The organism is Allomuricauda sp. XS_ASV26 (assembly GCF_041224615.1).
GTDB classification, from domain to species: domain Bacteria; phylum Bacteroidota; class Bacteroidia; order Flavobacteriales; family Flavobacteriaceae; genus Flagellimonas; species Flagellimonas alginolytica.
This window is the reverse complement of the sequence record NZ_JBGFGK010000033.1, coordinates 275,555-297,593: the sequence shown is the minus strand read 5'-3', so window position 1 is coordinate 297,593 and position 22,039 is coordinate 275,555. Positions and strand designations below refer to the sequence as shown.

Annotated in this window: 25 protein-coding genes; 14 read left to right on the top strand and 11 right to left on the bottom strand. The window is 42.2% G+C overall.

Features of this window, described 5'->3' with window-relative positions; translation table 11 throughout:
- Positions 1 to 6: 6 nt before the first annotated feature.
- Both AB9K32_RS13470 and recA read right to left on the bottom strand, forming a co-directional pair.
- Positions 7 to 447 (bottom strand): hypothetical protein, encoded by a 441-nt coding sequence (locus AB9K32_RS13470; RefSeq protein ID WP_369885480.1) that lies wholly within the window; start codon positions 445 to 447, stop codon positions 7 to 9.
- A gap of 98 nt (positions 448 to 545) precedes the next feature.
- A complete protein-coding gene (recA, locus tag AB9K32_RS13465) occupies positions 546 to 1,553 on the bottom strand; it encodes a recombinase RecA (protein WP_369885479.1) in 1,008 nt (335 codons plus the stop codon).
- A gap of 268 nt (positions 1,554 to 1,821) precedes the next feature.
- Here recA and AB9K32_RS13460 point away from each other — a divergent pair, with 268 nt between their 5' ends.
- The 7 genes from AB9K32_RS13460 (at position 1,822) to AB9K32_RS13430 (ending at position 9,218) form a co-directional block, all read left to right on the top strand.
- Positions 1,822 to 2,853, top strand: coding sequence for a rhodanese-related sulfurtransferase (locus AB9K32_RS13460; protein ID WP_369885478.1), 1,032 nt, complete (start codon positions 1,822 to 1,824; stop codon positions 2,851 to 2,853).
- A gap of 102 nt (positions 2,854 to 2,955) precedes the next feature.
- Positions 2,956 to 4,116 carry a regulatory iron-sulfur-containing complex subunit RicT gene (locus AB9K32_RS13455; protein ID WP_224835901.1) on the top strand — a complete coding sequence of 387 codons (1,161 nt, stop codon included), beginning with the start codon at positions 2,956 to 2,958 and terminating at the stop codon, positions 4,114 to 4,116.
- On the top strand, positions 4,106 to 4,594 hold the full coding sequence (locus tag AB9K32_RS13450; protein ID WP_224835900.1) for a gliding motility lipoprotein GldH: 489 nt from the start codon (positions 4,106 to 4,108) through the stop codon (positions 4,592 to 4,594). The genes AB9K32_RS13455 and AB9K32_RS13450 overlap by 11 nt, the downstream gene beginning before the upstream one ends.
- A 2-nt stretch (positions 4,595 to 4,596) precedes the next feature.
- On the top strand, positions 4,597 to 6,921 hold the full coding sequence (locus tag AB9K32_RS13445; RefSeq protein WP_369885477.1) for a transglycosylase domain-containing protein: 2,325 nt from the start codon (positions 4,597 to 4,599) through the stop codon (positions 6,919 to 6,921).
- A gap of 97 nt (positions 6,922 to 7,018) precedes the next feature.
- Positions 7,019 to 7,720, top strand: a complete 702-nt coding sequence (locus AB9K32_RS13440) for a CoA transferase subunit A (protein WP_224835898.1) — start codon at positions 7,019 to 7,021, stop codon at positions 7,718 to 7,720.
- 2 nt (positions 7,721 to 7,722) lie between these two features.
- Positions 7,723 to 8,376, top strand: coding sequence for a 3-oxoacid CoA-transferase subunit B (locus AB9K32_RS13435; protein WP_224835897.1), 654 nt, complete (start codon positions 7,723 to 7,725; stop codon positions 8,374 to 8,376).
- A gap of 323 nt (positions 8,377 to 8,699) precedes the next feature.
- A complete protein-coding gene (locus AB9K32_RS13430) occupies positions 8,700 to 9,218 on the top strand; it encodes a GNAT family N-acetyltransferase (protein ID WP_369885476.1) in 519 nt (172 codons plus the stop codon).
- Here AB9K32_RS13430 and AB9K32_RS13425 read toward each other — a convergent pair.
- Positions 9,204 to 9,524 (bottom strand): hypothetical protein, encoded by a 321-nt coding sequence (locus AB9K32_RS13425; RefSeq protein WP_369885475.1) that lies wholly within the window; start codon positions 9,522 to 9,524, stop codon positions 9,204 to 9,206. The two genes, AB9K32_RS13430 and AB9K32_RS13425, sit on opposite strands and share 15 nt — an antisense overlap.
- A gap of 139 nt (positions 9,525 to 9,663) precedes the next feature.
- On the opposite strand from AB9K32_RS13425, the gene AB9K32_RS13420 reads away from it, so the two are divergent.
- Complete coding sequence (locus AB9K32_RS13420; RefSeq protein ID WP_369885474.1) at positions 9,664 to 10,368, top strand: helix-turn-helix domain-containing protein; 705 nt, start codon at positions 9,664 to 9,666, stop codon at positions 10,366 to 10,368.
- Here the strand turns inward: AB9K32_RS13420 and AB9K32_RS13415 are convergent.
- The 4 genes from AB9K32_RS13415 to AB9K32_RS13400 form a co-directional block, all read right to left on the bottom strand.
- Positions 10,352 to 10,831 (bottom strand): very short patch repair endonuclease, encoded by a 480-nt coding sequence (locus AB9K32_RS13415; protein WP_252081069.1) that lies wholly within the window; start codon positions 10,829 to 10,831, stop codon positions 10,352 to 10,354. The two genes, AB9K32_RS13420 and AB9K32_RS13415, sit on opposite strands and share 17 nt — an antisense overlap.
- A gap of 68 nt (positions 10,832 to 10,899) precedes the next feature.
- On the bottom strand, positions 10,900 to 11,646 hold the full coding sequence (locus AB9K32_RS13410) for a succinate dehydrogenase/fumarate reductase iron-sulfur subunit (protein WP_224835892.1): 747 nt from the start codon (positions 11,644 to 11,646) through the stop codon (positions 10,900 to 10,902).
- A gap of 6 nt (positions 11,647 to 11,652) precedes the next feature.
- Positions 11,653 to 13,656, bottom strand: coding sequence for a fumarate reductase/succinate dehydrogenase flavoprotein subunit (locus AB9K32_RS13405; RefSeq protein ID WP_252081070.1), 2,004 nt, complete (start codon positions 13,654 to 13,656; stop codon positions 11,653 to 11,655).
- A 2-nt stretch (positions 13,657 to 13,658) separates the two neighbouring features.
- A complete protein-coding gene (locus tag AB9K32_RS13400) occupies positions 13,659 to 14,327 on the bottom strand; it encodes a succinate dehydrogenase cytochrome b subunit (RefSeq protein WP_369885900.1) in 669 nt (222 codons plus the stop codon).
- 168 nt (positions 14,328 to 14,495) lie between these two features.
- Between AB9K32_RS13400 and AB9K32_RS13395 the strand changes: the two genes are divergently transcribed.
- A complete protein-coding gene (locus AB9K32_RS13395) occupies positions 14,496 to 15,377 on the top strand; it encodes a RimK family alpha-L-glutamate ligase (RefSeq protein WP_224835890.1) in 882 nt (293 codons plus the stop codon).
- A gap of 14 nt (positions 15,378 to 15,391) precedes the next feature.
- On the opposite strand, the gene AB9K32_RS13390 is transcribed toward AB9K32_RS13395, so the two are convergent.
- The gene (locus tag AB9K32_RS13390) at positions 15,392 to 15,823 is read right to left on the bottom strand and encodes a hypothetical protein (RefSeq protein ID WP_369885473.1); all 432 of its coding nucleotides are present in this window, start codon (positions 15,821 to 15,823) and stop codon (positions 15,392 to 15,394) included.
- Between the two features lie 184 nt (positions 15,824 to 16,007).
- On the bottom strand, positions 16,008 to 16,397 hold the full coding sequence (locus AB9K32_RS13385; protein ID WP_224835888.1) for a DUF2721 domain-containing protein: 390 nt from the start codon (positions 16,395 to 16,397) through the stop codon (positions 16,008 to 16,010).
- 79 nt (positions 16,398 to 16,476) lie between these two features.
- Between AB9K32_RS13385 and AB9K32_RS13380 the strand changes: the two genes are divergently transcribed.
- The 4 genes from AB9K32_RS13380 (at position 16,477) to AB9K32_RS13365 (ending at position 19,031) form a co-directional block, all read left to right on the top strand.
- The gene (locus AB9K32_RS13380) at positions 16,477 to 17,769 is read left to right on the top strand and encodes an aminopeptidase P family protein (protein WP_369885472.1); all 1,293 of its coding nucleotides are present in this window, start codon (positions 16,477 to 16,479) and stop codon (positions 17,767 to 17,769) included.
- Between the two features lie 58 nt (positions 17,770 to 17,827).
- Complete coding sequence (locus AB9K32_RS13375; RefSeq protein ID WP_224835886.1) at positions 17,828 to 18,001, top strand: hypothetical protein; 174 nt, start codon at positions 17,828 to 17,830, stop codon at positions 17,999 to 18,001.
- A gap of 125 nt (positions 18,002 to 18,126) precedes the next feature.
- Complete coding sequence (locus tag AB9K32_RS13370; RefSeq protein ID WP_369885471.1) at positions 18,127 to 18,420, top strand: hypothetical protein; 294 nt, start codon at positions 18,127 to 18,129, stop codon at positions 18,418 to 18,420.
- A complete protein-coding gene (locus tag AB9K32_RS13365; RefSeq protein ID WP_369885470.1) occupies positions 18,417 to 19,031 on the top strand; it encodes a class I SAM-dependent methyltransferase in 615 nt (204 codons plus the stop codon). Before AB9K32_RS13370 ends, AB9K32_RS13365 begins: the two co-directional genes overlap by 4 nt.
- A gap of 4 nt (positions 19,032 to 19,035) precedes the next feature.
- On the opposite strand, the gene brnQ is transcribed toward AB9K32_RS13365, so the two are convergent.
- Positions 19,036 to 20,334: a branched-chain amino acid transport system II carrier protein gene (brnQ, locus tag AB9K32_RS13360; protein WP_369885898.1), complete on the bottom strand. Its 1,299-nt coding sequence runs from the start codon at positions 20,332 to 20,334 to the stop codon at positions 19,036 to 19,038.
- A 243-nt stretch (positions 20,335 to 20,577) separates the two neighbouring features.
- Here brnQ and AB9K32_RS13355 point away from each other — a divergent pair, with 243 nt between their 5' ends.
- Positions 20,578 to 20,832 (top strand): hypothetical protein, encoded by a 255-nt coding sequence (locus AB9K32_RS13355; RefSeq protein ID WP_224835883.1) that lies wholly within the window; start codon positions 20,578 to 20,580, stop codon positions 20,830 to 20,832.
- 118 nt (positions 20,833 to 20,950) lie between these two features.
- On the opposite strand, the gene thiL is transcribed toward AB9K32_RS13355, so the two are convergent.
- On the bottom strand, positions 20,951 to 21,997 hold the full coding sequence (gene thiL, locus AB9K32_RS13350; protein ID WP_252081073.1) for a thiamine-phosphate kinase: 1,047 nt from the start codon (positions 21,995 to 21,997) through the stop codon (positions 20,951 to 20,953).
- Between the last annotated feature and the right edge of the window lie 42 nt (positions 21,998 to 22,039).

Genomic DNA, 22,039 nt, shown 5'->3' with positions numbered 1-22,039 from the left:
GTATTTTTACTTTTGCGTGGATTCCGTTGCTACAGGAACTGTATATTCCAAATAGGTCGGGTTCCCCTCGGCATCGTCTCCCGCATAAAACCTAAAGGTATAATCTTTGTTGTAAATTACATTAAACGTTAATGTGGCCATTACTTCTTCAACAGCTTGTGTACACGCTCTGTTTTCGTCGGTGAGCACGGATCCGATCACCACCACATCGCGATCGGTCATTGAGGTCTGCACCACATCGAACCCTTCAAAAAATGTACAGCCATTGGGGCGTTGGTAGGTTATGTCGATGTCGTAAGTTCTACCGTATTCGAAAGATTCGGGCACATCGGCCTCTATCGTATGAAGCGCGGTAAAGTAAAAATTGGGGGAATCATCGTCCACTTCACAGGAAACGAACCATGAGCATGCCACAAATAACACAACGGGCATTAACACTTTTTTCATATCAAAAATCCTTTTTCCCTTAGATGTGCGGTACAATCAAGGGTTGCGTAGGATTTTCATAACCAAAAGTTAATCTGCCCAAAAAATCGATTAAAAGCTTATTCGCTTACTGCGGCAATGGCTTCCCGTATTTTTTCTTCCAATTCTTCGGACAGTTCGGGGTTGTCCAACAGTAATGTTTTTACCGCGTCCCTGCCTTGTCCCAATTTGGTGTCTCCATAACTGAACCAAGAACCGCTTTTCTTTACAATTTCGTATGCTACGCCCAAATCGAGTATTTCGCCGATTTTTGAAATACCTTCTCCGTACATAATATCGAATTCGGCGGTTTTAAATGGAGGAGCCACTTTGTTTTTTACCACTTTTACCCGGGTCTTGTTCCCTTGGACTTCACCATCGGTACTCTTAATTTGGGTAGACCTTCTAATATCCAAACGCACCGAAGCATAAAATTTTAGGGCATTCCCACCGGTGGTAGTTTCGGGGTTGCCGAACATTACCCCGATTTTTTCCCGCAACTGGTTTATGAAAATTACGGTACACTTGGTCTTGCTTATGGTTGAGGTAAGTTTTCTGAGCGCTTGGGACATTAATCGTGCATGGAGCCCCATTTTTGAATCGCCCATTTCCCCTTCGATTTCGCTTTTTGGAGTTAAGGCTGCTACGGAATCCACAATCACAATATCAATGGCGCCGGAACGGATAAGGTTATCGGCTATTTCCAAGGCCTGTTCCCCATGATCGGGCTGTGAGATGATCAAATTATCGATATCCACCCCCAGTTTTTTCGCATAAAAACGATCAAAAGCATGTTCGGCATCAATAAAAGCGGCAATGCCACCGGCCTTTTGAGTTTCTGCGATCGCATGCAAGGTCAAAGTGGTCTTACCGGATGATTCCGGACCATATATTTCAACAACCCTTCCTTTTGGGTAACCACCGACCCCGAGTGCAATATCCAGACCTAACGACCCTGAAGGAATAACCTCGACATCTTCAACAACACTGTCCCCCATTTTCATAACGGCACCTTTGCCGTAGGTTTTGTCCAATTTATCTAGTGTAAGTTTGAGGGCTTTTAATTTTGCTTCTTTCTCTTTGCTCATGGTAAAAATTGTTAGGAAGGCTAAAATACCATTTCTTTCTACATGCCACAAAGACGACGCAACCTTTTTAATAACAATGCATCTTGGGTGTACTAACTCATCTTTATAGAGCTTTATTTAGCTCAGAATTGCTAGAAAAGAAAATTTAGTTGTGAAAAAGAAAAAGTGAATTAAGGGGGCCTAATGGCCCTTTTGATTTACTGTTGTTTTCAATCCCTATCTTTGCAAAAAATTTAAAGGACCATTCTTTAACTTAATCAGGTATAGCATGCAACTGTACAATACATTAAGTGCAAAAGAAAGGGAAGCTCTTATTGAGGAAGCCGGCAAGGATAGGCTTACGATCTCTTTCTATAAATATGCACATATAGGGAATCCTCAAATTTTGAGGAACCATCTTTTTTTGGCTTGGAACGACATGGATGTTCTTGGCCGCATTTATGTCGCTCACGAAGGGATCAACGCCCAGCTTTCGGTGCCGGCAGAGAATTTCGGGATTTTTAAGGAGCATTTGGATAGCATTTCTTTCTTGGAAAATGTACGCTTGAATATTGCCATTGAACAGGACAATAAATCTTTTTTAAAACTCAAGGTAAAGGTCCGCAAAAAGATTGTGGCCGATGGCCTCAACGACGACACTTTTGATGTCACCAATAAAGGAGTCCATGTAGGAGCAGAGCAATTCAACGAACTTATTGAGGACGAAAATACTGTGTTGGTGGATATGCGCAACCACTACGAAAGTGAGATAGGCCATTTTAAGAATGCCATAACTCCAGATGTAGACACCTTTCGAGATTCACTCGATATTATTGAGCAAAATTTAGCTGAGCACAAGGAGGATAAAAAACTTGTGATGTACTGCACGGGAGGTATCCGCTGCGAAAAAGCCAGTGCCTACTACAAACACAAAGGTTTTAAAAATGTGTACCAACTAGAAGGCGGGATAATCGAATACACCAGACAAGTGCGCGAAAAGAATTTGGAAAACAAATTTCTCGGTAAGAACTTTGTTTTTGACCATAGGAGGGGCGAACGAATTTCTGACGAAGTGATAGCGCACTGCCACCAATGCGGAAAACCTTGCGATACCCATGTGAACTGCGCCAACGAAGCTTGTCATTTATTGTTTATTCAATGCGAGGAATGTGCCCAAGAGATGAACAATTGTTGTTCCGTGGAATGTAAAGAAGTGCATGCTTTACCTTATGAAGAACAAAAACGTTTGCGAAAGGGAAAGGGCGCCAGCAACAAAATATTTAAAAAAGGACGTTCCCCTGTGTTGAAATACAAGAAGTAGCATTTCCCTGCTGCCACAAATTGTACTATATTTACAATGAGTAATTTTTATGAACCCTATTTAAGGAGATGGTTCAAATTTCCTTAAATCAAGATATTAAATATGGCGTGTAGCAGTTGTTCAACCGGCAAGGATGGACAACCGCGTGGTTGCAAGAACAATGGAACTTGCGGCACAGATGGTTGTAACAAGCTAACAGTCTTTGATTGGCTTTCCAATATGTCGTTGCCCAACGGTCAAAAACCCTTTGATTGCGTTGAGGTACGTTTTAAAAATAGCAGAAAAGAATTTTATCGGAACTCGGACAATCTTCAATTGTCCATAGGTGATGTTGTGGCCACTCAGGCCAAGTCCGGTCACGATGTCGGAGTGGTTACATTGACCGGTGAACTGGTGCGTATTCAAATGAAACGCAAAAAAGTTTCACCAGAGGACAAGAATATTCCAAAGATCTATAGAAAAGCTTCACAAAGGGATATTGATATTTGGCAAAAATGTAGGGACAAGGAAGAAGAAATCAAAAAGCGTTCCCGTGAGATTGCTATATCACTTAAACTTCAGATGAAACTGAGCGATGTGGAGTTCCAAGGCGATGGTTCCAAAGCTACCTTCTATTACACGGCAGAAGATCGTGTGGACTTTAGACAATTGATCAAGGACATGGCCAAAGCCTTTGGTATCAGAATAGAGATGCGCCAAATCGGCTACAGGCAAGAAGCACAACGTTTGGGAGGAATCGGTTCTTGTGGTCGTGAACTTTGCTGCTCCACTTGGTTGACCGATTTTAGATCGGTGAGTACGGCCTCTGCGCGCTACCAGCAACTGGCCTTGAACCCCCAAAAATTGGCAGGTCAATGTGGCAAGCTAAAATGTTGTCTCAACTATGAGCTCGATATGTATCTCGAAGCCCTAAAAAACTTTCCTTCGTCGGACTGTAAGCTAAAAACAAACAAGGGCCTGGCCTTTTGTCAGAAAGCAGATATTTTTAAGGAAAAGCTTTGGTTTTCATACAAGGACGAACCTGCAATTTGGCACACTTTGACCAAAGATCAAGTGTTGGAAATTTTGGAACTGAACAAAAAAAATCAAAAAGTGGCAAGTCTCGAGGAGTATGCTGCCGACAATGTGATCGAAGAGAAAACAACCTTCGAGAACGTGGTCGGTCAAGACAGTCTCACCCGATTCGATAGGCCCAAAAAGAAAAAGCGAAGAAATAAAAAGCGAAGAAAGCCAAAACCTAAAGCATCATCCAATGCGAAATAAAATTTTGTTGCTTCTTATTGCAGTAGTGACCCTATCTTCTTGCAATGAGTTGTTGGTGTATTCCGATTATCGGCCGATCAAGGAAGGAAAGTGGGAGCTCGATAAAACAGTTGATTTTCAGTTTTCCGAACTGGACTCCACACAGACCTATAACCTGTTCATCAATATTAGAAATGATGATTCTTATCCTTTTAGCAATTTATTCTTAATTACCGAGTTAGAGTATCCCAACGGCAACACAATTAAGGATACGTTGGAATATAGAATGGCGGAACCCAGTGGAGAATGGTTGGGAAAGGGAATGGGAAGCGTAAAGGAAAATAAACTTTGGTACAAGGAAATGATCGATTTTTCGGAATCTGGCGTATATAAAGTGAATGTTTCGCACGCCATGCGCAAAAATGGCAATGTGGAAGGACTCCATATTTTGGAAGGAGTAACAGATGTTGGTTTGGAAATAGAAAAAGCACCCAAATAATAATGGCAAAAAAGCGTCAAAAAAAACAGCAACAAAATTTTCGACCTTTTATTAAGTGGTTTTGGATTGTATTCGCAATAGGAATACTTTCCGTTGTTCTTATTTTTCAATTGGCCTCTTGGGGCGCGTTTGGCGAAATGCCCACTTTTGAACGATTGGAAAACCCCGAGACAAATCTGGCCACGGAATTCATTTCAGCGGATGGCGAAACCTTGGGTAAGCTCTATTTGGATGACAACCGTACATGGGTGGATTATGAGACCTTGCCTCAAAATATTGTGGACGCATTAGTTGCAACAGAGGATGCCAGGTATTATGATCATTCAGGAATCGATGCCAGGGGATTTGCCAGAGCATTGGCCTATCTGGGATCCAAAGGAGGTGCAAGTACCATTTCTCAACAATTGGCACGTCAGCTTTTTGTGGGGGTAAGATCCAGAAACCTTTTCGAAGCCGTTACCCAAAAAATAAAGGAGTGGGTCATAGCCACCCGTCTGGAAAGGAACTATACCAAAGAGGAGATCATAGCCATGTACTTGAACATTTATGATTTTAACTACAATGCCGATGGTATCCGTTCCGCGGCCAGAATCTATTTTGGAAAAGAACCAACAGAGCTAAAAACAGAAGAATCAGCCGTTTTGGTAGGAATGCTCAAAAATTCATCGCTATACAATCCCATACGAAGAGAAGAATTGGTGTTCAACCGAAGAAACACCGTGTTGGGCCAAATGGCAAAATATGGATACATCTCGGAAAAGGAGAAAGACTCACTCCAAAGCTTGGAGATGAAAATCAATTTTAACCCAGAATCACATAGGGAAGGTTTGGCCACCTATTTTAGAATGTACATGCAACGCTGGTTGAACCGATGGGTAGAGGACAACCCAAAGCCCGATGGTGAAAAGTATAATATCTATTTGGATGGGTTAAAAGTTTACACGACCGTAGATTCCAGAATGCAAAAAAATGCAGAAGAAGCGGTACAGGAACACATGAAAAACCTTCAGGCCGAGTTCTTTAACCAAAATACGCCCGAGCGCAACCCTACTACACCATTTTTGGACATCAGTAAAGGCGCTGTGGACACCATAATGCGAAACGCCATGAAACGCTCTGCCAGGTGGCGTCATCTAAAACGCGAGGGACTGTCGGATAAAGATATCGAAGCTACTTTCCACAAAAAGACGGAAATGACCGTGTTTGATTGGAACAGTGATTCCTACGAGAAAGATACCATAATGACCCCACTGGACTCAATCAGGTACTATAAAACCTTTTTGCGAACCGCGATGATGTCCATGGAGCCACAAACTGGTCATGTAAAAGCATGGGTCGGAGGAATAGATTACAAGCATTTCCAATATGATAATGTGATACAGGGAGCAAGGCAAGCAGGTTCTTTGTTCAAGCCTTTCGTGTATGCAGCGGCCATTGATCAGTTGCGTTATTCGCCTTGCTATACCTTGCCGGACAATCAGTATAGTATTGAGCCAGGAAAACACGGAAACATGGAAGCCTGGACCCCAAAAAATGCCGATGGCAAATACTCTGGGGAAGATATGACGCTAAAGAACGCTCTGGCGAACTCGGTAAACACAATAACAGCTCAACTTATAGATAGAGTGGGCCCGGGTGCGGTGGTTTCAATTGCGAAAAGCATGGGGATTACCAAAGAAATTCCCGAAGTGCCTTCCATTGCGCTGGGAACACCGGATGTATCCGTTTATGAAATGGTAGGGGCCTTTGGAACATTTGCCAATCAAGGTGTGTACGTTAAGCCCGTAATGGTTACCCGTATAGAAGATAGGAATGGAACCGTGCTTTATGAATATACACCAGAAACTAAGGATGTACTGAGCAAAGATGTGGCCTATGCGGTGGTTAACCTATTGCAAGGCGTTACCGAAGCCGGATCGGGCGGAAGGCTTAGACATACATATGGAGTAAATAATACAGTTTACAAAGAAGTTGTAACGGGTTATCCATACAAGCTGTATAATCCCATAGCTGGTAAAACAGGGACCACACAGAACCAAAGTGATGGTTGGTTTATGGGAATGGTACCCAACTTGGTGACCGGTGTTTGGGTAGGCGGTGAGGAAAGATCTATCCATTTCAATCGTTTGGCTTACGGTCAGGGTGCTGCGATGGCATTGCCTATTTGGGCCTTGTACATGAAAAAGAATTATGCCAACGAAGAACTGGGAGTGTCGCAAGATGCATTTGAAGAGCCGGAGGACTTATCCATAAATGTGGATTGTTCCAAGCAAAAAGAAGAGGAAGATATAGATACCGACGACGATTTGGATGATTTGGACTTCTAACCGGAAATAATTTAAAAGAAAGCCCCAAGCATATCATAATTTGCTTGGGGCTTTTTTATTTAAATCGTAATTTCAGGCAATCATAAATACGAAATGCATGATCAATAAAACAGTTGCGAATGTTGCCGAAGCTTTACAAGGTGTTAAGGACGGTATGACATTTATGTTGGGCGGATTTGGCCTATGTGGCATTCCGGAAAATGCAATTGGCGAACTGGTACGTTTGGGCATTAAGGACATTACCTGTATCTCGAACAATGCTGGTGTAGATGACTTTGGGCTTGGCCTGTTGTTGCAAAAACATCAAATTAGAAAAATGATATCTTCCTATGTAGGAGAGAATGATGAGTTCGAACGTCAAATGCTCAGCGGTGAGCTCGAAGTGGAATTGACACCACAGGGCACCCTGGCAGAAAAATGTCGGGCAGCACAGGCTGGATTCCCTGCGTTCTATACTCCGGCAGGTTATGGTACCGAAGTTGCCGAAGGAAAGGAAACTAGGGAGTTCGATGGCAAAATGTATGTGCTGGAACCCGCCTTTAAGGCCGATTTTTCATTTGTGAAAGCTTGGAAAGGCGATGAGGCGGGAAACCTTATATTCAAAGGAACCGCAAGAAATTTTAATCCATGCATGTGTGGAGCTGCGACCATTACCGTCGCAGAAGTGGAGGAGCTGCTTCCTGCAGGAAGCTTGGACCCTAATCAAATCCACATTCCGGGAATATTTGTACAACGAATCTTCCAAGGTGAAAAATTTGAAAAACGAATTGAACAAAGAACCGTAAGACAGAAAGCATAGTTATGTTGGACAAGAATGGAATTGCAAAACGCATCGCAAAAGAGGTCAAAGACGGGTATTATGTGAATCTAGGGATTGGAATCCCAACCCTGGTGGCCAATTTTGTACGCGATGATATCAGTGTAGAGTTTCAAAGTGAGAACGGTGTACTCGGTATGGGGCCTTTTCCTTTTGAAGGAGAGGAAGATGCCGATATCATTAATGCAGGAAAACAGACCATTACCACATTGCCCGGAGCTTCATTTTTTGATTCTGCACTTAGTTTTGGAATGATCCGTGGACAACATGTACACCTCACCATTCTTGGAGCTATGGAAGTGGCCGAAAACGGGGATATTGCCAATTGGAAAATTCCCGGTAAAATGGTCAAGGGAATGGGAGGCGCCATGGATTTGGTGGCATCGGCGGAAAATATCATCGTAGCTATGATGCATACCAACAGAGCAGGGGAATCAAAACTGTTAAAACGCTGCACACTGCCGTTGACAGGTGTAGGATGCGTAAAAAAAATAGTGACCAACCTTGCGGTGCTCGAGGTGACGCCAAAAGGGTTCAAATTATTGGAGAGGGCTCCCGGTGTTTCGGTGGAAGAAATCAAGAAAGCTACTGAGGGAGAGTTGATTGTGGAAGGAGATATTCCCGAAATGAATATTTGAATCGAATCAATCGCAATTTTACAACAAAAAAAAGAGATTACACAACAATAGTTTTTACAGGCAGTTCATCGATTATATATTTGGTTATATCGAAATTTTTACCCAAATTAACACCGTTAAAACCTATTGACCATGGCACTAAAATCAAACACCACGATGAACGAGAACGTACAAGTTTACAGAAACGATTTTTTTACAGGTTTTATGTTATTGATCAAGAAGCTTTTTATGCTATAGGTCAGTATTCATCCCCCTGAAAAAATTGGAGCCAACATCGTGTTAGGCTCTTTTTTTATGGTATTTTGAGATGTAATTTAGATGGAATGGCACTTTATTTTCGACAATGTGATAGTACGGACCTAGACTCTCTGGTACAACTTTCCAAAATCACATTTTCAGATGCTTTTGAAAAGGACAATGATCCACATGACTTTCGTGCCTATCTTCAAAAGGCATTTGGATCCAAACAATTGGCCAAAGAACTTTCCAATAAAAACACATTTTTTTATTTTGTATACGATGGCCAAGAATTGGTAGGATACTTTAAACTAAATGTTGAATCTGCCCAATCGGATGTACAAGACCCCAAAGCTCTCGAGATTGAACGTATTTATGTGCTCAATGAACATCAAGGCAAAAAGATTGGCTCACGGATGCTTAAACGAATTACCGAAAAGGCCAAAGAAATGCACAAGCAATATATTTGGCTGGGTGTCTGGGAGCATAACCCAAAGGCCATACGTTTTTACCAGAACCATGGATTTGTAAAGTTCGGAGAACACCCATACCTTATAGGAACAGATGAACAAACCGATTGGTTGTTGCGATTAGAGATTCAATAAATCTCCCAGAAACAGAATATCCCCCTCTGCTTGTAACTTGTACGCAAAAGAATTCTCGAACGCAGCATGGATAAGCAACGAAATTGCATAGGCATTTAGTTTGGTTAAGCTATTGGTCCGGTAAACCACATCTCTAATGGTAGAAAAGCTAACATTGCTTTTAATGGCAATATTGGCAAAATCGTTTTTTGTGGTGTTTCGTCGAAGCACAAGGGAAAGCCTTTCGTTAATAGGCTTTCCATAATCTTCATCTCTAAAAATCAGTTCGGTTTTTACAATGGGCCCAAGCCCTTTAATTGATCCCATACATAAGTCGTGTTAAATAATAATATGTTGGGGTCGAAACCTATTTTCTATATTTGGCTTGTAACCCAATTACAGAAAACTAGATAAATTGCTGCGTTGAGTGCGTATTGCGTAACAATATTACACAATATAGAAATAAATGTATATAATTAAGCAGTTACGAAGAAAAAATAATATTAGCCAATCACAATTGGGGAAAGAAATTGGTGTAAGTCTGCGCACTATTCAGCTCTACGAACGCAAAGATGCGAATATCCCGATCAAAAATTTAACAAAGATTGCCGAGTATTTTGGGCTTACCATTGCAGAACTCTACATGCACGAAGTCAACGATATGGGCGAGGCGTACACCAAACGACAGCCGTTTACCAAGCACGGCAGCGTTTTCTACCCATTGGAGCACGGTAAATATTTGGTAATGGCCCCTCTGGTATTGGTCGAGTGGCACAGAAAGTATATCGAAAGTCTTCAGAGCACTAGTTTGACCAATCCGTTCCAAGGCGGTTTTGTAATTGATTTTTTAACCGACGAACCCCATCGAATTTTTGAAATTTCCGGGGATTCCATGAACAATGGTACGTCCGATTCAATACCGAACAAGGCATACGTGCTAGGTTTGGAAATAAAAAAAGAGTCGTTTACAAAAAACCGTCCGACCACTTGGAACCAATCATATGTATTGGTTTGTTCGGATAGGATTATCTGTAAACAGCTTACAGGGTTTAATAAGATGAATAAATCGCTCCAGTGTCATAATTTGAACAAATCGCCCGAATTTAAGGACTTTGAATTGCCTTTGGATGATGTGTTACGGGTATTCAAAATCGTTAAGAAGCAGTTTTGATACTTTTTAAATGGTCTAGGACTAAACCAAGGCATTCATCCAAGTTTTTCTTAATCTCGCTTTCCCAAAACCGGAACACGGTATATCCTTTTTCCTTCAGGGCATGGTTCACCTCTTGATCACGTTGTATGTTCCGTTCAATTTTGGGAATCCAGAAATCTCGGTTGGTCTTGATTTTTTGCTTACGTTCTTCCCAATTATAACCGTGCCAATATTCGCCATCAATAAATATAACGGTCTTGTACTTTTTAAGGGCTATATCGGGCTTTCCTATAAGCTTTTTGTAGTCGATACGGTATCGGTAGCCCGCTTGCCACAGAGCTCTTCTAAAGGCTAGTTCTGGCTTTGTGTTCTTGCCCCGGATTTTGCCCATGATCTTGGATCGCTCAGGGGTGGTGTAAAAACCGGACTCCTCATTGAACCGAGGGACTTTTATGCGCTCTGTTGGGTATTCTTTGGGCATACTCCAAGATAACAAAAAACCCAAGCTCCTATTGGAATTTGGGTCTCGAGTATTAAAATGTATTGTGTTTATCCTTTTAACGAAGCGGATAAATACTCACGGTTCATGCGTGCAATGTTCGTCAAGGAAATACCTTTAGGACATTCCACTTCGCATGCTCCTGTGTTGGTGCAGTTACCAAAGCCTTCCAGATCCATCTGGCGAACCATGTTCTGTACACGCTCCACGGCTTCCACTCTACCTTGTGGCAACAATGCAAATTGCGAAACCTTTGCAGATGTGAACAACATGGCACTCGCATTTTTACAAGCAGCAACACACGCTCCACAGCCAATGCAGGTTGCAGCATCCATGGCTTCGTCCGCAGCATGTTTGTTAATAGGAATCGCATTGGCGTCTATGGTGTTTCCAGAAGTATTAACGGAAATATACCCACCAGCTTGTTGAATACGGTCAAAGGCACTGCGGTCCACGATCAAATCTTTGATTACGGGAAATGCCTTGGCACGAAACGGCTCAATAACAATGGTGTCACCATCGTTAAATTTACGCATGTGTAACTGGCAAGTGGTAATCAGTCTATCGGGACCATGGGGTTCGCCGTTAATTTGCAGGGAACATGTTCCACATATACCTTCCCTGCAATCGTGATCAAATTCAACAGGCTCCTCTCCTTTGGAGACCAGTTCTTCGTTCAAAATATCCAACATCTCCAAGAAAGACATATCACCTTCTACACCATCAAGGGTATAATCCACTATTTTTCCGGGGGTGGATGCGTCTTTTTGACGCCATATTTTTAGATATAATTTCATAGTTTCTTATTTGTAGGATCTTGTCTTCAGTTCAATATTCTCGTATACCAAATCCTCTTTGTGCAATTTGGCGTCTTTGGGCTCGCCCACGTATTCCCAGGCGGCCACATACTTAAAGTTCTCATCGTCTCGGAGAGCCTCACCCTCTGGGGTCTGGTACTCTTCGCGGAAGTGACCTCCACAAGACTCGTTTCGGTGCAAGGCGTCCTTTGCGAAAAGTTCGCCCAATTCCAAGAAATCGGCAACCCGTCCAGCTTTTTCTAGCTCCTGGTTTTTGGAATCCATGGTTCCGGTAACCTTCACGTTTTCCCAGAAATCTTTTCTAAGGGCGGAAATCTCCTCGATAGCTTCTTTCAATTCTTTTTCATTACGGGCCATGCCACATTTGTTCCACATGATCTTGCCCAGCTTTTTATGATAGTAGTCCACGGAATGGATTCCAGAACCGCCCATCAATTTTTCCATTCGGTCTCGTACTTGTTGCTCTGCCTCTTCGAACTCCTTGGAATCTGTTGGAATAGCTCCCGTTCTAATGTCGTCGGACAAATAATCCCCGATGGTATATGGCAGCACAAAGTAACCGTCGGCAAGACCTTGCATTAGGGCAGAGGCTCCCAAACGGTTGGCTCCATGGTCACTAAAGTTGGCCTCTCCGGCGCAATAGCAACCGGGAATTGTGGTTTGTAGATTGTAATCCACCCAAAGACCTCCCATGGTATAGTGTACCGCTGGATAGATCATCATTGGGGTCTTATATGGATTCTGGTCCACAATTTTTTCATACATCTGGAAAAGGTTACCGTATTTGGCCTCGACGACCTCTTCACCAAGTTTGGTGATCGTGGCCTTATCGGGATTCTTGATCCCAGAAGTCAGTGCCTTTTCTTTTCCATATCGTTCGATGGCCGCTGCAAAATCCAAGAATACGGCTTCACCGGTCTTATTTACACCAAAACCTGCATCGCAACGCTCTTTGGCCGCTCTGGATGCCACATCCCTTGGAACCAGATTACCAAAGGCAGGGTATCTTCTTTCCAAATAATAATCACGATCTTCTTCGGCCAGTTCGGTAGGCTTTAGCCTTCCTTCGCGAATGGCGATGGCATCCTCCTTTTTCTTAGGTACCCAAATACGCCCGTCATTTCTAAGTGACTCGGACATCAAAGTCAATTTGGATTGATGATCGCCAGAAACAGGAATACAAGTCGGGTGGATCTGGGTAAAACATGGATTGGCAAAGAATGCTCCTTTACGGTGTGCTCTCCAAGCGGCCATTACGTTACTTCCCATGGCATTGGTAGAAAGGAAGAAAACATTTCCGTATCCCCCGGTTGCCAGAACAACGGCATGTGCACTGTGCCTTTCAATTTCGCCAGAAACCAAATCCCGGGCAATGATTCCTCTTGCTTTTCCGTCCACCAATACCAAGTCCATCATTTCGTGACGGTTGTAGGCTTGGATCTTACCACGGTTTATCTGGCGGTTCATTGCGGAATAAGCACCGAGCAATAATTGTTGTCCAGTTTGCCCTTTGGCGTAAAAGGTTCTGGATACCAATACTCCACCAAAAGAACGGTTGTCCAACATTCCGCCGTACTCACGGGCAAAAGGAACCCCTTGTGCCACACATTGGTCTATAATGTTGCCGGATACTTCTGCCAATCGATAAACGTTGGCTTCGCGGGAACGATAGTCGCCACCTTTTATAGTGTCGTAAAAAAGACGATAATTGCTGTCACCATCTCCTTGATAATTTTTTGCCGCATTGATACCTCCTTGGGCAGCAATGGAGTGTGCCCTTCGGGGTGAATCTTGGTAGCAGAATGTTTTTACATTGTAACCCAACTCGGCCAAAGTTGCTGCTGCGGCACCACCGGCAAGTCCTGTTCCAACAACAATAACGTCGATGTTCCTTTTGTTGGCAGGGTTAACCAGGTTGATGTCGTTTTTATGCTTGGTCCATTTATCGGCCAATGGCCCGGATGGAATTTTAGAGTCCAATATGCCCATACTTAATGTGTTATTGGGTTAAGGTGGTGGTATATGGCGATAAATGCAAATGCCAGGGGTACCACTACCGCAAATATTTTAGCAAATTTTGTGAATCCAACGGTGTATTTGTTGTTTGCACCCATGGATTGGAAGGATGAAGCAAAGCCATGCCACAAGTGCAAGCTGAGCAGAACAAAGGAAATAACGTAAAGAATGGTCCTCCAGAAAGGAGCGAATTTCTCCACGGTTTCTCCATAGTAACGTGTTGGGTCCTCAGGGTTGGCCTCAATGTACTTGTAAGCCATTTCGTGTACCCAAAAGTCATAAAAGTGCAAGGCCAAAAAGGCAAGGATTACCAGGCCGGAGTAGATCATGTTCCTGGAAACCCATGGAGCATTGGCACTGCCCTTGTACTTTACATAACGAACATCCCTTGCTTTTTTGTTCTGGATTTCCAAAACAAAGCCCATCACAAAGTGCACAATCACACCAATGATCAAAATAGGTTGCATCAAAAATTGGACCATTGGGTTATAGCCCATAAAATGGGATGCTTCATTAAAAAATTCCGGGGAAAATACCGAGGCCAAGTTGATGGTCACGTGTAGAATCAAAAATATGACCAAAAAAAGACCCGATAGGGCCATCACATATTTTCTGGCCAACGAAGATTTAATCAAACTCATCAGAAGTTAGTTTTTACACAAATTTACGGCACGGATGAGTTTTTAACAAGCTTTCAACAACGCAAAACAGGTTATTTAGACTCATTTTAAGCTACTGGGATTTAACCCTTCAGGATTTATTTTTCGGATTTTTAACCGATATTGGGATTGATTATCAAACCAATGTAAAACATGGACATTGCCCTGCTTTCCGTAAGTCTAAACGTGTATTCCACAGCGAGAATCGCGGAGGAGTTCGAAAAAGCGGGACACTATGTTGAGCATATTGATCACACTAAATGTTCCGTGCTTTTGAGCGGGGAAAGACCTCAGATTTTTTTCGAATCCGAGAACATTACGGATGAGTTCGATGCCGTTGTGCCGAGAATCGGCACTACGGTTACTAGGCATGGTGCAGCGATCGTAAAACAATTCGAATTGAACCATGTGTTCAGTACCGCAAAATCCCTTGGCATACTAAAAGCAAGAAACAAAGTGGCCACCCTCCAGTTGATGTCCAAAAAAGGAATTTCAATTCCCAAAACGGTATTTTCTATCAATCCCAACAATGTAGAAGATCAAATCGAATTGCTGGGCGGAGCCCCCGTAATTATAAAACTACAAGAGGGGACCCAAGGCAAGGGGGTTATTTTGGCAGAAAGCAAAAAGTCCGCAAAATCCGTGATCGATACTTTGTATAATATGAATACCAGTATTTTGTTGCAGGAATTTATACAGGAGGCAAACGGGGAAGATTTAAGAATAATCGTGGTGGGCAATAAAATTGTGGCCAGCATGAAAAGGACCAGTGGACTGGACGATTTTAGATCTAATGTGCACAGGGGAGCAGAGATACAAAAGGTGCAACTAACACCGCGAGAAAAGTATATGGCCTTGAATGCGACCAAACATTTGGGACTTGGGGTGGCGGGAGTTGATCTGATCAGATCCAAAAGTGGCCCCTTGTTGATAGAGGTCAATGCTTCGCCCGGGCTCAAGGGAATCGAATCTGCCACAGGTGTAAATGTGGCCAAGGCAATCGTTCGGTACGTGGAAAAAAATGGTAAGCGATAATGGTCGCTGCTTTTTTATGCAGATAGGTCGATTTCTTTACCCGAAACTTTGGACAGACTAAATTTAATGGCGTTTTCCAGATTGGAAAATTGACGGATTTTATGACGAAAGAACATTCGCTCCAACACTACACTGGCCAATCCACTTTTGTTATAGGCCACAATGGAGTAGTGCTCCAATCGATGCCGATGTTTGTAAAACTTTAACCAATCGGTGGGAACAACGGAGTAATCGTTGATTCGATTGCTGATATAGGCAATGGGCTTGTCCTTTCCTAAAAGTTGGTAGGCAACTAGGATGATCTTTTCGGCAATATCCCAATTAAAAATTGCACCCTCTTTCATTTCGGAGATGACCAAACCGTCAAAAAAATAAAATATGCCAAATTCGTATTCCCTGATCTCCCGGATGTTTTTAAAAAACTCCAACTCTTTAACGCTCTGCATAAAAACTGTTCTTTTTTTGATGAATCCATGTCTTCATCAAAAATAGAGTCAAGCATAGGTTATCAATGGCGCTATTTTACCGATGCCCCTTGTTGGTTGGTGTATCGGCCATTTCAATTGACGGGAAAATCGACCCTTTTTTGCCAAAAAGAAGTATTCCTACAAACACCGTTAAAAACCCTTATTATTTTTCCATATTCTCCAATTGTATGCCCAACGCTTTTGTGGAAAGTTGAACTTCTAAAAGGGAGAGTACCAAGGAAATCATTAAAAAGACCAAGCTTATGCCAAATATTACATTGGCCCAGACCTGCATTTCCACATAAATTAAAAACATGGTTATCGCTGACAATAAAAAACTGACTATCGCAGAGGCCTGCATATTCTTAATTATGCCCAAACGGGAGCGTAATTGGTTGATCTGTTGCTTAAGGGGTTGGGCGGAGGTTTCCTCGAATTGTTTGTGCAATTGCCGAATTAAAGCGGCAATGGCCAAATAACGGGCGTTGTATGCCAACATGGTCAACGAAATGGCAGGAAAAAGTAGAGCTGGAATACTTAGGCTGAGCTGCATAGTTTTAATTTGAAAGGTAAGGTAAGAATTTGTCATCGGTATGGCAATTACCTAAATTTGAGCAAATCAAAATATAGATATGAAATACGATCAAATAGACAGCAAACTTTTTGTAAAGAACCGTAAAAAGTTCACGGCATACATGAGGCCCAAAAGTATTGCAGTATTCAATTCTAACGATATTTACCCCATTGGCGCAGATAGCACCCTTCCTTTTGAGCAAGATCGGGATATTTTTTATCTGAGCGGTGCCGACCAAGAAGAGACCGTTCTGTTGCTTTTTCCGGACGCAATGGATCCCAAACACAGGGAGATTTTATTTGTTAGGGAGACCAATGATCATATTGCGGTGTGGGAAGGGGCAAAGCTGACCAAAGAAAAAGCGACCGAAGTGTCGGGCATAGAAACCATTTATTGGCTTTCGGATTTTGACAAGATATTCTTTGATCTGATGACCGAGGCCGATACCATTTATTTTAATACCAACGAACACTACAGGCAAGCGGTGGAAACCCAAACCAGGGAAGACCGTTTTATAGAAAAGGTAAAAAAAGAATATCCGGCGCACCAATGGGCGAAGAGCAACCCCATCCTACAAAAAATCCGCGGGGTCAAGGAACCCGAGGAAATAGCAATAATGCAAAGAGCTTGCGATATTACCGAAAAAGGGTTTAGACGAGTACTTGGCTTTGTAAGACCGGGCGTTTGGGAACACGAGATCGAGGCAGAATACCTGCACGAATTTATCCGAAATCGATCAAAAGGATTTGCCTACAGTCCTATTATAGCATCTGGAGGGAATGCCAACGTATTGCACTACATCGAGAATAACCAACAAACCAAGGCAGGTGATTTAATTTTGATGGATCTAGCCGCTGAGTACGCCAACTATTCCAGTGACATGACGCGGACCATACCGGTTAATGGTAAGTTTACCGAAAGACAAAAAGAGGTATACCGTGCCGTTCTCCGAGTAAAGGATGAAGCTACAAAAATGTTGGTGCCCGGGACCATTTGGGCCGAATATCATAAAGAAGTTGGAAAGCTTATGACCTCGGAACTCTTGGGGCTAGGACTATTGGATAAAGCAGATGTGCAGAACGAAGATCCCGAATGGCCAGCGTATAAAAAATACTTTATGCACGGTACCAGTCACCACATAGGACTTAACACGCATGATTATGGAGAGTTGAAAACTCCGATGAAGGCCAATATGGTATTTACGGTAGAACCCGGTATCTACATTCCTGCAGAGGGTATGGGCATTCGTTTGGAGGATGATGTGGTTATACAAGAAAAAGGAGAACCGTTCAATTTAATGCGCAACATCCCAATAGAAATTGAAGAGATAGAAGAATTGATGAATAGTTAATGTGTCAATTTAAGCAAATATAAATTGCTGTGACACCCCTTTTTTAAACACGATGTATATGAATCTATTCTGGTCGATTCAACAATCCAACATTGAACAAAAAATTAAGGAAGCCCCCGATAGCGCATACGAAATAGGTGTGGTGATCGGGAGTTACCTCCCTTTTGTGGTATTGGCGGGAATTGCTTATGCTATATACTATTACAACAAAAAGAACCGTGGTTCCGATTAGCTGAGGCAATCCCATAACAATACCTTTTCTTATAAACCTTAAACTACGGATTTATATATGGTGCTGGACTTGCGACCTTTGTTGGATTCACTTAACTTAGGTTTTCGCAATTTATCGTATAAAAAATGTCCAGAACAACTTATATTTTTTCATTGCTTTTTGCTTTCGCTTTTACAGCGTACGCCAATCCAAATATAAAGGCTGCCGAGGATGGCTTGGTCACCAAGAACGTAGTGCACCCATACGTTCAAGAATTAAAGGAGCAAGGGCAGACGGTTCAGAACATAGAGGTTAAAGGAGCCGGACACGCTTTTTTTGATTGGAAACCGGATGCACAGACCAGGAAAACTTTCGAGAGATACGGTGTCCCTTACGCTGCAAAAATGAAATCCTTTTTTGATTCTGTTTTTTATAAATGATGCAAAAAAGAAAAAATCATTGGGAAACCGTTTATCGGACAAAAAATCCGGATGAGGTCAGCTGGACCCAAGATGTCCCAAAAACATCACTCGAATTGATAAAGGCAATTAACTTGGACAAGAGCGCCAAAATAATTGATGTAGGCGGAGGAGATGGTAAGTTGGTAGATTTTTTGCTGAACGAAGGATTTGAAAATATAACGGTTCTTGATATTTCGGGCAAGGCAATTGAAAGAGCTCAATCGAGGTTGGGAGACAAAGCTCGAAAAGTAACATGGATCGAGTGTGATATCACTGATTTTCACCCCGAAGAAAGGTATGATGTTTGGCACGATAGGGCGGCATTTCATTTTTTGACAGAGGAAAATCAGATTCAGGCTTACGTGAAATTGGCAGAAAAAGCTGTTTTGGACTATTTGATTCTAGGCACGTTCTCCGAGAACGGGCCCAAAAAATGCAGTGGCTTGGATATTAAGCAATATAATGAAGTTCAAATGGCAGAAACGTTTCAAAACTTCACAAAAATCAGTTGCCGAACACTTGACCATATCACACCTTTCGGCACCAAACAGAATTTTACTTTTTGTAGCTTTAAACGAATGGGGGGCTAATACTTTACGCTTGTTTTTTTCCGTGAACCAAGTTGGAAATTAAAAAAGCCACCAAACTGGGCAGAACCCAACCTAATTGATAACCGTTAAAAGGTATCCAAGTGGTATAATGGGATATATGATCGCCCAGTCCAACACTTCCCAGAAAATCGGGAATACTGAACAGAACAGTTACACTTACCACTCTTTTGAACACTTTGGAAGAGCTCCATTGTTCCGGAATCACGTTCAATAGAATCAATACAATAGTGATGGGATAAATAAACATAAGCGCAGGAACCGCTACGGCAATAATATGGCCTACATTAAATTGCCCCACCATTACCCCTAGAAAACAACTTATAAGTGCAGTGACCCGATATGCTAAAATGGAATTGTTGAACCTACCTTTTATAAAATCTGCCGTACCCGTTACAATGCCCACGGCTGTAGTAAAACAGGCAAAGCTTACCAATACACTTAGGAAAAAGTTGGCTTTTTGACCTAGAGTTTCGGTGCTAATGCCTCGTAAAAGTGCGGTTCTGGAAATTTCGTCATCAAAAGACCCTCCAAACAATGCGCCGGTTAAAATTAGTCCTCCATAAACCAAAAGCAACCCAATGCCCGCCCAAAGTCCCGCTTTTGCAATAAGAGTTTTCTTTTCTTGGAACGAGGCTGTTTTTTCCTTTATGTTAACGGAAATGATGATTACGGCCCCAACGACCACCGCTCCAATGGCATCAAAGGTTTGATAGCCCTCCAAAATCCCGGAACTAAAAGGGCGTTCCATCTCGGAAGTTACAAAGTCAAAATCCAGGGAAAAAATCGTTGCGGCAATTATCGCGATCAGTATAATAAGAATGCCCGGGGTCAATAATTTACCCAAAAGGTCCATTATTTTGGAGCGATTTATGGCAAAAACAAATACCAAAATAAAATAGATCAAACTGGTCAGTAGCGATGACGAGTCCAAAAATGGTTGAATGGCCATTTCGTGGGTCACCGAAGCTGTTCTTGGTGAAGGCAGGGAAATGGCGATGCCATAAATTATGTAGCAGTATATGGCACTGAACATGGGCGACACCTTTTTGGCAAAATCGAACAAGGTTCCCTGGAGTTTGGCATGTGCCATTATTCCTAAAATAGGGATGAGAACACCCGAAATACAGAAACCTAGGGTGACTAGCCACCATAAACTCCCTGATTTGTATCCTAAAAGCGGTGGCAAAACCAAATTTCCTGCACCAAAAAAGAGGGAAAACAGAGCAAATGCAGTTACAGTTAACGTTTTTTTATTCTGGCGTTGTTGATAATTTGTTTTCAATATAGTATCTTTCAAAAGCGTTTTTTGGCGGAAAAAGATGTCTTTTAGTCGATTTTTTGGTATTTCATCGAAAAAAATGTTTTAGCAGTGTGTTCGTAAAATAAAAAGTTATCAACATCCGTTCCAGTAAAAAGAGTAACCTCTAAATTATATTCATATAACAAAAAATTACAAGTAACCAATTTAAGCATTTTTCGAAGCCCCATTTCGTCAACCATTGCTTTTCTTCAAACAAACCAGCTTATGAAAACATCTACTATCCAGCATGGCAAAAAATTATCTTCTTTCTTTTGTAGTTTGTTCGGGCACCATTATGTGGTTTCCAAAAAAGTAACAGAGCACATTAAAGAGTACAAATGTGTACATTGCCAAAAACAGGTTACAACGGATGTCAGCGGAAAACTATCTGCATTGACTCCTCAAATGCAAGAAATCAACAGTACATTGGAAGATATGTACAGAAAACGAAAAAGTAGGGTGGTGCACCAAGTAGCATAACCCTTTTTCTTTTTAAAAAAGGCCCAAATCTTATCCCGGAAACTTAAGTAATTACCTACTGCTACTGGTTACGTGCCCCAATACCATGTTGTAGGGAAATCTTGATTTTCGGGATTTTTTATTTCTCAAAAGAATTCCAGCCCTGCGCCGTAATCGGAATTTTGGTTTCTGCTCTAGTGATCAAATGTATCCCTTCATTCTTTTCCGTCATGTGACCTATAACCGTTAGATTGGGATTTCCTTTAATTTTTGGAAAATCAGCTTGATCAATGGTGAACAGCAATTCATAATCCTCCCCGCCACTCAGGGCAATCATGGTGCTATCCATTTTAAATTCTTCCGAAGCAGAAATAACCGTGGGGTCCAAAGGAATTTTATCCTCAAAAACATTGCATCCCAAATCACTGTGCTTGCACAAATGAAGAACCTCTGAAGATAGTCCATCGCTAATATCTATCATGGAAGTAGGTTTTACTTCCAATTTCGTGAGGAGTTCCACAATGTCCTTGCGGGCTTCAGGCTTTAGTTGTCGCTCCACGATGTAAGAGTAGGGTTCAAGATCTGGTTGGCTGTTCGGGTTTACCTTGAACACTTCCTTTTCCCGTTCAAGTACTTGTAGTCCCAGGTAGGCGCCACCAAGGTCTCCGGTCACTACCAATAAATCGTTTGGTTTGCCCCCTTTGCGGTAAACAATGTCATTTTCATTGGCAATGCCAATTGCGGTAACGCTTATTATCATTCCGCGTGTAGAAGATGTAGTATCGCCACCGACCAGATCAACATTGTACAATTTACAAGCAAGCGCAACCCCGGCATAAAACTCTTCCAGGGCTTCGAGGGGAAACCTGTTGGAAATGGCCAACGAAACCGTAACTTGTGTTGCCATGGCGTTCATGGCGTAGATATCGGATAGGTTCACCATCACAGATTTATAACCTAAGTGTTTAAGGGGCACATAACTCAAATCAAAGTGAACTCCTTCCACCAACATATCGGTGGAAACCACTGTTTTTTTGCCATTGTAATCCATAACGGCGGCATCGTCCCCAACACCCTTAATGGTTGAAGATTGGGATAGTTCGAAATTTTTGGTAAGGTGTTCGATCAGGCCAAATTCACCCAATTTCTCCAGTGCAGTACGTTCTTGATTCTTGTCTTCTAGCATTTTGCAAAAATAATGAGGATAATCTAATAATTTGGTGTTGTT